Source organism: Synechococcus sp. R55.3 (genome assembly GCF_047461975.1).
Lineage (GTDB): Bacteria > Cyanobacteriota > Cyanobacteriia > Thermostichales > Thermostichaceae > Thermostichus.
In genome coordinates this window covers 1-11,757 of sequence record NZ_JANSIG010000009.1, presented here as the reverse complement: position 1 = coordinate 11,757, position 11,757 = coordinate 1, and the positions used below count along the sequence as shown (strand labels likewise).

The 11,757-nt window shown below is 54.0% G+C and carries 7 protein-coding genes and 3 pseudogenes; 4 read left to right on the top strand and 6 right to left on the bottom strand.

The window, feature by feature from the left end:
• Positions 1-440 (top strand): annotated as a pseudogene (locus tag NW849_RS02505) (hypothetical protein); the annotation flags it as partial.
• A 34-nt stretch (positions 441-474) separates the two neighbouring features.
• On the opposite strand, the gene NW849_RS02500 reads toward NW849_RS02505, so the two are convergent.
• A complete protein-coding gene (locus tag NW849_RS02500) occupies positions 475-705 on the bottom strand; it encodes a DUF2555 domain-containing protein (RefSeq protein ID WP_414355764.1) in 231 nt (76 codons plus the stop codon).
• 354 nt (positions 706-1,059) lie between these two features.
• Here NW849_RS02500 and NW849_RS02495 point away from each other — a divergent pair, with 354 nt between their 5' ends.
• Together NW849_RS02495 and NW849_RS02490 are read left to right on the top strand one after the other, a co-directional pair.
• A complete protein-coding gene (locus NW849_RS02495; RefSeq protein ID WP_414355763.1) occupies positions 1,060-2,838 on the top strand; it encodes a flavin reductase in 1,779 nt (592 codons plus the stop codon).
• A 64-nt stretch (positions 2,839-2,902) separates the two neighbouring features.
• Positions 2,903-3,856, top strand: coding sequence for a DUF726 domain-containing protein (locus NW849_RS02490; RefSeq protein WP_414355762.1), 954 nt, complete (start codon positions 2,903-2,905; stop codon positions 3,854-3,856).
• Between the two features lie 127 nt (positions 3,857-3,983).
• On the opposite strand, the gene NW849_RS02485 is transcribed toward NW849_RS02490, so the two are convergent.
• From NW849_RS02485 to apcD, 4 genes and pseudogenes are all read right to left on the bottom strand, one after another.
• Entirely contained in the window at positions 3,984-4,526 is a 543-nt protein-coding gene (locus NW849_RS02485) for a Uma2 family endonuclease (RefSeq protein WP_414355761.1), read from the bottom strand.
• Positions 4,527-5,247: 721 nt separating this feature from the next.
• Positions 5,248-6,234: pseudogene (locus tag NW849_RS02480) on the bottom strand (chlorophyll a/b binding light-harvesting protein); the annotation flags it as partial.
• Positions 6,235-6,273: 39 nt separating this feature from the next.
• Positions 6,274-6,759, bottom strand: a complete 486-nt coding sequence (locus NW849_RS02475) for an allophycocyanin subunit beta (RefSeq protein ID WP_099812041.1) — start codon at positions 6,757-6,759, stop codon at positions 6,274-6,276.
• A gap of 267 nt (positions 6,760-7,026) precedes the next feature.
• A complete protein-coding gene (gene apcD / locus NW849_RS02470) occupies positions 7,027-7,500 on the bottom strand; it encodes an allophycocyanin subunit alpha-B (protein WP_099812040.1) in 474 nt (157 codons plus the stop codon).
• A 331-nt stretch (positions 7,501-7,831) separates the two neighbouring features.
• Here apcD and rpsU point away from each other — a divergent pair.
• Positions 7,832-7,975: pseudogene (gene rpsU / locus NW849_RS02465) on the top strand (30S ribosomal protein S21).
• On the opposite strand, the gene NW849_RS02460 reads toward rpsU, so the two are convergent.
• The gene (locus NW849_RS02460; RefSeq protein ID WP_414355797.1) at positions 7,972-11,598 is read right to left on the bottom strand and encodes a PAS domain S-box protein; all 3,627 of its coding nucleotides are present in this window, start codon (positions 11,596-11,598) and stop codon (positions 7,972-7,974) included. The pseudogene rpsU and the gene NW849_RS02460 overlap by 4 nt on opposite strands.
• Between the last annotated feature and the right edge of the window lie 159 nt (positions 11,599-11,757).

Below are 11,757 nucleotides of genomic sequence, written 5' to 3'. Positions count from 1 at the left end.
GCACCCAGTCTGCCGAGGAGAACGCCGCCCGTCTGCGGGAAATCGAGGAGCTGCGTCAGTCCATCCAAGAAAGCCGCACCCAGTCTGCCGAGGAGAACGCCGCCCGTCTGCGGGAAATCGAGGAGCTGCGTCAGTCCATCCAAGAAAGCCGCGCCGAATTTGCTGAACAAGCTGCTGCTCAGGCTCAAAGCTTGCGAGAGCTACAGCAAGTTGTCAGCGAGACCCGCTCTGACTTAGCTCACCTTGCCGAGTGGGCAGAGGAAGTGACTCAAGCTCTTGTCACCCTCACCGCTCTACAACGAGAGCACGAACGCGCCATCCAGGCCATCAACCAACGGCAAGCGGAAACGGATCAGAGGTTCAACGTTCTCCTTGAAGAAGTGCGCTACCTGATTCGCAGGCAAGGCTCTGACGGAAATTCTCCCCCCTCGTCGGCCTGAGCACTGGGATCCCTTCGGAACTGCGAAGACAGTCCTAATCTTCATCCACTTCCCACTCCAACAGGTGTGCATAGGGAGCCACCAAGTGGGGAGCATAAAAGGCAACGGCTCGAAGGGCATGCCAGTCTTCCAAGCAGCCAAAGACGGTCGGATACTCATTGCGCTCCAACCGCTCTGCAATTGCCGCCACATCAGCTTCAGTAAACTGGCGGGGATCCATCCCCTTAGCAGGGGCTTCCACTTTGGACTTGGATCGGGCAGACATAGGCAGCCTGAACACGCTACAAGCCGATCTTAGCCTCTTCCTTTCGCTGGCCAAAAACTTGAATACTCCCTGTCCCAAAGGGAGAAAATTCTTAATTACTGGTATTTCTTAGCAACACTGCGTGAACAGCTTTAAGACAGTCGTGTGGTTTTTTGGGCAGTTGAGTCTTCTCGCCACTGTATTTGCTGTAGCACAAAAGCCGCCCTACTGGTTGAGTTCCGCGTAGGGGTAGAACGGGGCTTCAGACCCAACTTTTGGGTAAGCCAACCCCTGTTCTCCCGAAACTCTGAAAAGGGATCCCCATTCCTCCAGTTTCGTGGCAAGGTGAGGACAGATACCGCATCGGAGGCTGCTATGGAGAGCAAGATCCCCGCCCGCGATGTCCAAGTTGCCCTTATCGGCCCGTCCACGTTGGTTCTCCGCTCCCGCACCTGGGATCGCCTGAAGTTTGAGCTGGAATACGCTCGGCAACGGGGCACCACTGCCAATAGCTACCTCATCCAGGCCCGCCAAACCCTTCTCATCGATCCTCCGGGGGAATCGTTCACCAGCATCTTTTTAGAAGAGCTGGCCCAACACCAGTACCTACAGCGGTTGGACTTTATTTTGCTCAGCCACGTCAACTTTAACCGCATTGCCACTCTCAAAGCCCTATTGCCTCTGGCTCCCTACGCGATGGTGCTCTGCTCCAAGCCGGGATCCATTACGCTACGGGCCGCCTTTGAAGAGATGGATCCCTTGCCCCGCAGTCGCGACGAAGAGGAAGCCGCCGATCTGGGCATTTTCTACAATGGCGACCAGTCTTTCCGTTTGCGGGTCATCCGGGATGGGGATCGCCTGGATCTGGGGGAAGGGCATGAGTTGCACTTTCGCACCGTGCCCACGCCCCGCCACCCCGATGCCCTCTGTACCTACGATCCGGCCACCGGGATCCTCTACACCGATAAGCTGTTCGGCGCCCATGTGTGCGATGAGCAAGTTTTTGACGAACATTGGCGGCAGCTTAGCGAAGACCGTCGCTACTACTTCGACTGTTTGCACCGCAACCAATTGCCCCAGGTGAAGGCAGCCCTGGCCAAGTTGGAAGAATTTCCCGCCCAAATCTATGCCCCTGCCCACGGCCCCTTGGTGCGCCACAGCCTGCGGCGGTTGCGGTTGGACTACCACACTTGGTGCGAGGAGGATCCCGGCGAGCAGCGGGTAGCTCTCCTATACACTTCCGCTTACGGAAATACAGGCTTGATGGCCATGGCTATAGCCCAAGGGTTGGAGCGAGCCGGCGTTAAGGTGGAGCGGATCAACTGCGAATGGTCCACCCCGGAAGAGATCGCCCAAGCTCTGGAGCGCTGCCAAGGGTTTGTTATCGGATCCCCGACTTTGGCCGGCCATCCTCCTGTGCAGATCCAAACCGCCCTTGGCATCATCCTTTCTTCAGTTCCCACCACCCGATTGGCCGGGGTTTTCGGCTCCTACGGCTGGAGCGGAGAAGCGGTGGATCTCATCGAGAGTAAGTTGCTCAATGCCGGCTTTTCCTTGGGGTTTGAGACGATCCGCGCCAAGTTTAAGCCCACCCCTGAAATCCTGGAAGCCTGTCAAGAGGCGGGATCCCAGTTTGCTCAGGCCCTGCGCAAAGCCAAACGAGCCCGCGCCCCTCGCCAAACCAGCAGCGAAACTCAGGCGGATCGGGTTGGGCAAGCCCTGAGCCGGGTGGTGGGATCCCTGTGTGTAGTCACCGCCCTGCAAGGAGAGACCCGCCGCGGCTTCCTCACCTGGTCGGTGGCCCAGGCCAGCTTTAATCCGCCGGGGCTGACCCTGTCGGTGAGCAAGGAACAAGAAGCCGAACTGCTGACCCATCCCCAGGCGCCTTTTGTGCTTAACATCTTGCGGGAAGGCAAAAGCAGTCACTTGCAACGGCATTTTCAGCGGCCTCAACGTCCTGGAGAAGATCGGTTTGCCGGCTTGGCCACGGCCACTGCCGAGAATGGCTGCCCCATTTTGTTGGAAGCGCTGGCTTACCTGGAGTGCCGTGTGAAAACTTGGATGGACTGCGGGGATCGCTACCTGGTCTATGCCGAGGTGGAACGGGGCAAAGTTCTGGATCCCACAGGAGTTACCGCCATGCGGCGGGGGTAGGATATGCCAAAGTACGCTCCAATCTGAGTCTTTTGTTGGTCTCAGCTTTTGGGCAATCAGAAACATGAGAGAACTTTCCCACATTTTTCAGCAGGCTATTGAAGCTTCTGTCGGGGTCGGGGGAGAAATTGTAGAGATAGTCTTCGGCACCAGTAAGGTTGCCGGCCAGGTTATCGGGAAAGTCGGGCAAACTACTGTAGGCACAACCATTGAGATCACCAAGAAAGGTGAGGAAATTCTCTTTGACACCAGTAAAGCCACTACCCAAGTTGTCTTTCACGAAGAAGTTGTCCATCATGAGCCCTATCTGATCCCTATTGAACCCTCTCTAGGTTGGGACGAAGCTCTGGTTTTTATCAATGGTTTTCTCAGCGAGGGTGAAACTCAACCCTGGAGAAAAAGACTATTGTGGGAGACGATCCGACGGGCTGGATGGAAGGGATCCCTGTACTACCTTTGGTGGGATGCCTCCAACCCGGCAAGTTTGGTTTTGTCCACTCTTAAACTTGGGGTAGGACTGCTTGCCCACTGGGAAGCTCACAAAGCAAAGGCTAAAGAAGTGGGGCTTGAGTACGCCTATCCTTTGCTCTCCTCCTTGCCAGAAAGGCAGATTACGCTGATGGGGTTTTCTTTGGGAGCAAGGATAGCCTACTACGTTATGCGAGGTTGGCCTCAAACTGCAAATCGGCGCCTTAAGGACATCATTCTGCTCAGCGGTGCTGTTAGAAGGCAAGCCGATAAGCACTGGAGCCTGCATGTAGAAAATATTACCGGAAAGCTGGTGAATATTTACAACGAAGATGACGCGGTTTTAGCCTTTGTCTTCAAAGTCCCTTCCCTCAACCGCAGCCCCTGTGGGATCAAGCCGATTAAAGAGTTTCACCCCAGAATCGAGAACCTCAATGCCACTCACTTAATTGGCTCAGGAGAGCACAGCTACGAAGCCTATCTACCTCACTTGGAGTTTCTTCTCGATCAGAAACTGGACTGGAAAGCTCGCAGGAGCCGCTGGGTCTAGCTCACCCAAAACCCAGCCATCTAGCAGCTACCTCTCTTGCCGCCCACCAAAGAGGATCCCTGCCGAGTTCTACCCGAGGAAGAAACCGGAAGATCATCGTCTGCAGCTTTTGGCTTGTCTAGCTTGTTCAACTTTCAGCCATCCTAAAGATCTGCTGCGGGGTCAATGCTAGCTGGATCCCGTCAATGACCTTGAGTTGGCGATCTCCTCGGCAAATTTCTGGCTCTTGTTGAGGGGCAAATATCAAAACAGAGTAATCATCTGGATCAACCATCCACCCCAATTGACTGCCATGCTTGAGGCAATGAATTACACGGCTTACCCTTTGACCAGGTGAAAGAATTTCGATGATCCAGTCGGGTGCTGAGGTGAAGTCATCCTCTAGCTCGCCTGTTTCACTTGGGTAAACTCGATCCCACGCGATTACGGCAATATCGGGAACAATAGAACGATCGGCGAAAGTGCATCGCAATTCGGGCAGGGCAGTATAGCCGGTGGTGCTGCCATCAACCTCGGCCACAAGGTGTTTTTGCAAAATGGAGTGGCGGGCTTTGGGTATCGGTTTTTGAATGGCAACTCCATCCACATACTCCCACGCCGGAGAATCTTCTATGTAAGGCAACTTGAGGAAGTCTTCAAGGGTAAGAGGCGGAGCCAGGCGAGTTGTCATAGGTTTAGGCAAAGCTCCTCAGGATCCCTACCAGTACTGTATCCCAAATCCCCAAGCGAGGGCGAGTGGTGGAGTAGGGGTTAGAATTGCAACAATTGGAGTAGATGTAGCGTGAAAGTTGTCCAGCCGGCGGCGCTGCTGACCTCGATGGATCCCCTCAGTTGATCCACCATTTGCTTCACCAAGGCCAAGTCTAGATCGGTACTCCCTTCCTTAGCCCACACTGCGGAGCCCTAGCAAAGCAAAAAGCCCCCAGGCAGGGTAATCACCTCTCCTGAGGGCCAAACCCCCTCAAATCCCAGGTAGGTTAAGCCTGAACTCTGCTCGGCTCGTAGAAGACTTTGGGCAGAGATCGAGCAAACTTCGAGAAATCAGCCCTTGACTTGCGCGAACCATAATCTGCCTTTAAGTCAGAACGATTGAAAGCTATCTTCTCTCTTGCGGGCTCGTAGAAGATCCACCTCCTAAGGGTGTAGTTCACTTCATAGAGAGTTTGCCGAACGCCGTTTATCAACGATAGAGATCTGGAGCTGGGAGCCTTTGGCGGCTGATACCAGTAGATATCCTCGGGAGATACAGATAGAGGCTCTGGACCTGCAAAGGGCGGCTCGTAAAAAGTTGCAAAGTCAGGCTGAGGTCGGCACTGAAATTGAACCTGATACACCGACTGAGAGGTCATTTCCTGCCGACTCTGCTGCCAAAGCTGCAGCATCTTGCCGACATCAAATCCCATCGCTCGCTGAAAATGCCACAGGGATCCTTGTAGAAAAAAGAAGGCTAAGTAGAAGTGAGCATTCGCCAGCCAAACCCTTGAGGAGTAGTTCCACGCTCCCGTTTGATTTGGATCGAAGTAGTAAGGAGTAAAGGCGGATTTCAGCTCCAGGGTGGGGCCGTAAAACTCCACCGGGTAGGCCAGCGAGTTAAACCCACAGTAGTAAGAAGCCGCAAAACCGGCTAGGGCGATGCCGAATAGAGAGTAGGAGAGGATCCCATCTGCTGAGAAGAGAAAGCGAGCTTTAACCCACTCAAACGGCGGAACCAGGATATGCCACACCCCTCCCAACAAGAGAAGAGCTCCCACATAGATATGGCCCCCCACCAAGTCTTCCAAATTATTGACATCAAACAGGTGGGTGCGGTAGTTCCAAAGGGTGGCAAAGTCCAAAGTTGGAGCCGTAACCAGGCGTACCTGACCGGTGTTGGCGTCATACAGCCCCCCGAACACCATCGCCTTGGCCACCAACAATAGGGATCCCAGGCCCAAAATCAGTAGGTGGTGCCCCAAAATCACTCCCAACGTTTTGGCATCATCCCAAGTGAAGTGAAACTTGGCAGCCCTGCCGAATTCCATATCTAAGCTGGGGGGAAGTTGGGTTTGGTGGAAGTAGGCTCCTCCAGCCAACACGCCGGCAGCCACCAGGTGAATTGAGGCAATGGCCACATAGGGAAAGGTATTGACGATCTGGCCACCGGGGCCAACCCCCCACCCCAATGTGGCCAAGTGGGGCAGCAAAATCAGCCCTTGCTCGTACATAGGCCGCTCTGGCGAGAACTTGGCCAGCTCAAACAAGGTAAAGCCCCCCGCCCAAGCCATGATCAAGGCCGCATGGGCCACATGCGCCACGATAAAAGTATTAGAGAGGTTCATCAATCGAGCGTTACCTGACCACCAGGGGTAGCCCGATGGGTGCATCTTTTTGGCATTCATAGATAGCTCCTCAGTGAGCCCTCAAAAATACAGGCACGTTTAGCTCAGACCGGCAATGATATGGTCAAGATAAACGGCCATTTCTTGACTTGCCTCTGTGTCGAGACTTTCGGTCAGGACCTCTTTCATGGCATTGAGGGCCTGAATGACGCGATCGATGGGAACGCCGAGGGTGATGTAAGTTTCTTTTAAACCCTGCAACACGCGCTCATCCAAAATTGAGGGATCGGCAGCCAACATGGCGTAGGTGGCATAGCGTAGAAAATAGGTCAGGTCCCGCAAGCAAGCCGCGTAGCGCCGAGTAGGGTACATATTGCCCCCCGGTAGGGTAATATCCCCGTAGAGCAAGCTCTTGGCAACCGTTTTGCTGATAATGCTGCTGGCGCTGGAGCTGATGGTTTTGGCCGCCTTGACGCGCATGTTGCCACTCTGGAAATAGCGATTTAATTGTTCCAGAGCTGCGGCATCTAAGTAAGAGCCTTTCTCATCGGCGGGGTTAATCAGGGAAGTGATGGTATCTTTCATGGATTTTTCTCCTCTAAGCACTAGTAGGGACTGATTTCTTGAGGCAATTGGGCAAATGCTGTTCGCGTTAGCGGGACGGAGTCCTTGCACCGCTTGCTCAGGCATTGCCTGTGAGAACTCTTATGGATTGCAACTTAAGACAACTTCACAGCTTGCAGGTCAAGCTCGCAAAGCCAGCCGAAACCTCAAGCTCACAGAGGCAGGAGTAGCGCGCCTCAACTCTAAAACTGAGCGAGAGGGCAGCGATTTGTCTATCCATTCATCGATTCAAAAAGCGCGAATCAGTCGATCAAAGTAGGGGGCAGCTAGAGCCATCTCCTCTGAAGAAAGAATGCCGGCAGCTACCTCTTTTAGGCAGCTCATCGCCACCCGCAGGTTGGGTAGCGGCACGCCCAAAGAGATGTACATTTCTCGCATGCCGTTCAAGCCGATATCTTCCAGCGGCTTATCGTTGCCTGCCAAGATGCAATAGCTAACCAAGCGGATATACCAGCCTTGATCTCGTTGACAGAGGGCAGTTTTTTGAGGGTTGCCCTTATTGCTGGGGGTGTTGGGGCATTTGGCCCAAAACCGTTTGCTGCCTTCCTGGACAATTTTTTGCTCGTTCTCTGCTAACTTTTGGGCGGCTCGGATGCGAACTTGACCCTTGCTGAAGAAATCCTCTAGCTTGGCGATCTCGGCACTGCTGAGGAAGCGATCAGCCGCGTCCGACTGCGCGATGACTTGGGCAACAATGCTCATAGGTTTTTGGCAAGGAACACTCTACAGGTAACAAAGTAAGCCAGATCCTCAAGAACCGAAATCACTTATTAAGAAAAAGTTGTGAATTGAAACTTACTTGCAACAAATCCTCTCTGCCTCGCGTCTTCGGCAGCGTGACCAGATTGAGAAGGTTGGGTTGGCGGCCAATCCAGATCCCGGATACGACAGCAACCCTCAGAATACTCAGCCTCTATCTCTTCTGGCCGAGATGAGCATCTGTGTTGGGAACTATTTCCGTATCTGTTGCTACAGAACTTACAATAAGACGGGCTGTGCAGAGGTACCGGGGGAGAGAACCCCTAAGGTAGGGATCAAATCGGCGCTGCGCCGCTTTAAGGGCTAAGTTTCTGAGGCAGGAATCTTGCCAGATCTGCGTAACCATCGCTACTTTGAAACCAACCTGGAAAAGCGCAAGCGCAAAGCAGGAGTCCCCAGGGATCCGCTCAACCTTTAAAACTGGGGCAGAGGGGGCAGGTGGAGCGTGAAAGTTGTCCAGCCGGCGGCGCTGCTGACCTCGATGGATCCCCTTAGTTGATCCACCATTTGCTTCACTAGGGCCAAGCCTAGACCGGTGCCCCCTTCCTTCCAGGGATCACTCTTAGGGATCCGGTAAAAGCGCTCGAAAATGCGAGTTAACTCCTCAGAGGGGATCTCTTGGCTGTTGCTGACCTGGATATGGCTTTGGCGGTTTTCCGTTTCAATTTGTAAGCGGATGGATCCCTGGGGCGGAGTGTATTTAACGGCATTGTGCAGCAACTCCCGCAGGATCCGCCCCAAAAGTAATGGATCCGTCGTGATGGAGCTCTCCAGGGGAACGCTGGCTTGAAAGGTTTGCCCTTTGGCGCGGGCCTGCTCTTCGGCAATGGCTAACAGATCCCCTAGCAGCTCCCGCCAGGTGAGGGTTTGCACACTTAGAGCGTAGGTCCCGGACTGCAACCGCTGCAGATCCAACAGGTCGTTGATGAGCTCGATCTCCCGCTGGCATTCTCGCTCTGCAATGGCTAAGTATTGAGCTCGTTTCTCCCCAGTGGGAGCCATCTGCAACATTTTCAGGGCCATTTTCATGCTGGCTAGAGGAGTGCGCAGCTCGTGGCTGACGGTGCTGATAAAGTCATCTTTGAGGCGGTTAAGGCGCTCCAGGGCTTGCACCTGCTCTTGGGCAGCTCGGAATAGGCGCGCCTGCCTTAGGCCGATAGCACATTGATTGGCCACTTGAGCTACGAGATTCATTTCCTGCTCATCAAAACTTTCCTCGCTGCTGCGAAAAACCCACAGATCCCCCAAGACTTGCTCCCCATCCCGCAGAGGGCAGACCAAGACTGATCCTTGGCGGGGGGCGTCAGGAAGTAAACAAAATATGCAGGGCTCTCCTCGCAACAACTGGGCGTAGAGATCTGGATATTGGGCAAAGGGAATACAAGTATGCAAGGCCGACCCCAAGCGAGGACAATACTCGTAGCTGATGGTGGAAAGGGTGAGATCGGCGTTGTAAAGGCCAATATCGCAGCCATCTGCATTTAGGTTTTCTCCCAGCTCGCGCAGAGCGGTGTTGAGAATTTCAGCTTCATCCAGAGAGTCGCGCACCCGGTCAGTGATGCGTTTCAGCAGGGCCTCAAATTGCAGGGATCGCTGCAACTCAGAGGTGCGTTGCCGAACCTTTTCTTCCAAGGTTTGATTGAGGGCTTGCAGTTGTTCATATAACTGGGCCTGTTGCAACGCGATGGCTAATTGATCGCTCAGCTCTTGTAAAAGCCGGATTTCCCACTCTTGCCAAGGGCGGCTGGATTGGCAGTGCTGAACTACCAATAGACCCCACAAAGCCTCACCCTGCCGAATCGGGATCACCAAGTTGGCTTGGGCTTGGAAAGACTCCAGCAACTCCCGATAGCAAGGATCCAAATCGGCTATTGCTACTATTGCTACATCCCCCACTGCCTGGACAAAGCCCTCTTGGTACTTGCGATAGCACGGATCCCTTTGGAAATACTCATCCCACACGTAGCGGCCCAGGTGGCTGGGCCAGGGATCCGCTACCGACTCGGCGGCCACAATCCCACCCCCGTTTCCCTGCAGTCGGTAGATCATCACCCGATCTACCTGGAGAAACTCTCGCACTTCCGCAACCGTTGTTTCCAAGAGGGTTTGCAAGTCCAAAGCTTGGCGGATCCGCCGCAATAAGGCCCCCAACAGTCGCTCCCGCTCTGCCTCTTGCCGAAGCACTTCTTGAGCTTCTTTGAGGGGGGTGATGTCCACAACAACACCGCAAACGGCATAGGGATCCCCTTGCTGATCCCGCAGGGCAAATTTGGTGACCCACCTCGATATTTCTCGACCGTTACGAGAAACGACACTCTCACAGCTAATCGGATCAGGGGACTGGATAGCCCTTTGATCTTGCTCTCGAAACTTGAGGGCATCTTCTGGCGGAAAGAGTTCGGCATCGGTTTTGCCGAGGATCTCTTCCTGGTTACACCCTTGCTGCAAATAGGCAGTGTTTACCTGTAAGTAGCGCCCCTCCAAATCTTTGAGAAAGATGGGAAAAGGGATCCCATCCAGAATGGCCCTAAGCCGGGCCTCACTTTCTTGTAGAGCCAGCTCTGCTTCTTTCTGCTCCGTAATATCTTCGGTAATGCCTGCGATGTGAACGACTTCCTGCTGCTCGTTCAAGACAGGGTAACAAGAGGTACGCAACCAGCGCAGCCTGCCATCTGGGTGGAAAATCCGATAGGTAACTGACATTTTGCCTTGGGTGGCAAGAGACAGGGTTTCCATCACTCTTGGCAGATCCTCTGGGTGGATCCTTTCCTTCCACAGATCCGGCTGGCGATAAAGCTCCTCTGGTGTATATCCGAAAATCTGTTCACAACGAGGACTTTTGTAAAGAGCGCGGCTAAAGTCTGCCGACTGTAGGAAGAAAGTCACCGGTACAGCCTCTACAATTTCTCGGAAGCGGGCTTCGCTCTCTCGCAAAGCCAGTTCCACCTGCTTTTGTTGGGTGATATCGCGGGTACTGGAAACGATCCCTTGCACAGAGGGATCCTCCAAAAGATTGGTGCAGAAGCTCTCCAGCCACACCCACTGGCCATCGGCGTGTTGGGCCCGGTAAATAAAGCTGAGTGTCTCGCCAGGTCGAGCCTTGAGTTGCTCAAGAGCATTAGCAACGTTCTGCCGATCCTCGGGGTGAACCCAATCCAAGGGTACGGCCTCTCCCTGATTGGGAGCACGCCCCAAAATTTTCTCAGCAGCCGGAGGATTTAAGGTATGCAGCAGACCTTGGGCATCGATACGACACAAAATGTCGTGGCTGTTGTTGAGGAAGGCGCGAAAACGCTCTTCTTGTTCCCACACCTCCTGTTCCAGCCGCTTTTGTTCGGTGATATCTAGGACAATGCCGAGAAGTCCTAATCCTTTAGACTGATCCTGAAGCTTTACAGCGAAGCGATAGGTGTAGCGCTCCTGGCCTTGAATCATTTCCTTACCTTCGAATTGGCAAAACCCTTGCCGCTCTACGTCGGATAGAACTTGAGAGGTGTACTCCGGCCAGTGGGGATGTTGCTGAGCCACCTCCTCCAGAGAAGTACCCAGCAGATCGCCAAACCAGGCGCGATCAGTGGCATTTTGCAAAATTAGCACTCCCTGGGGATCCCTGGCCCACACCGCCAATGGCAGGGCATCCAACAAGGTGCGCAGTTGGGCTTCCCGCAGCCGCAGGTTTTCTTCCAACTGTTTCTTCTCGGTAATGTCTCGGCCCACGCCGCGAATAAACTGCAAGCGGCCCCGCCGGTCAAAAATGCCTTGGTTGATCCACTCAAACCACCGCACCTGCCCCGACGCATCCGATACCCTGCCAACTCGGGTGAAGGTAGGCTGCTGAGGGGTGAGCTGGGCTATCTTTTGCCGCACCTGCTCTTGCTCTTCTGCCGGCAGCACGTCGATCCAGCGCCTGCCCCGCCAATCCCCCAAGATTTTCTGGCAAGCTTCGTTACATTCCACCACCGTCGTATCTGCACGCGCCAGCATGATGACATCGGGAAAACCCACCTGATCCCGCTGCAGCCAGCGCTTTTGCCAGTACATCACCACGGCCAGTGAGGATCCCCAAAGGAGCAGCCAAAGCCATCCGGGCAGAGTGTTCCAGTTGAGTAAGGTAAGCAGGTTGACTAGGTCGTGTTGATCTTATGTTAGGATAGAGAGAGTAATTTATAGAGGAAAGAGGATGAAGTTGGTTTTTTTAGA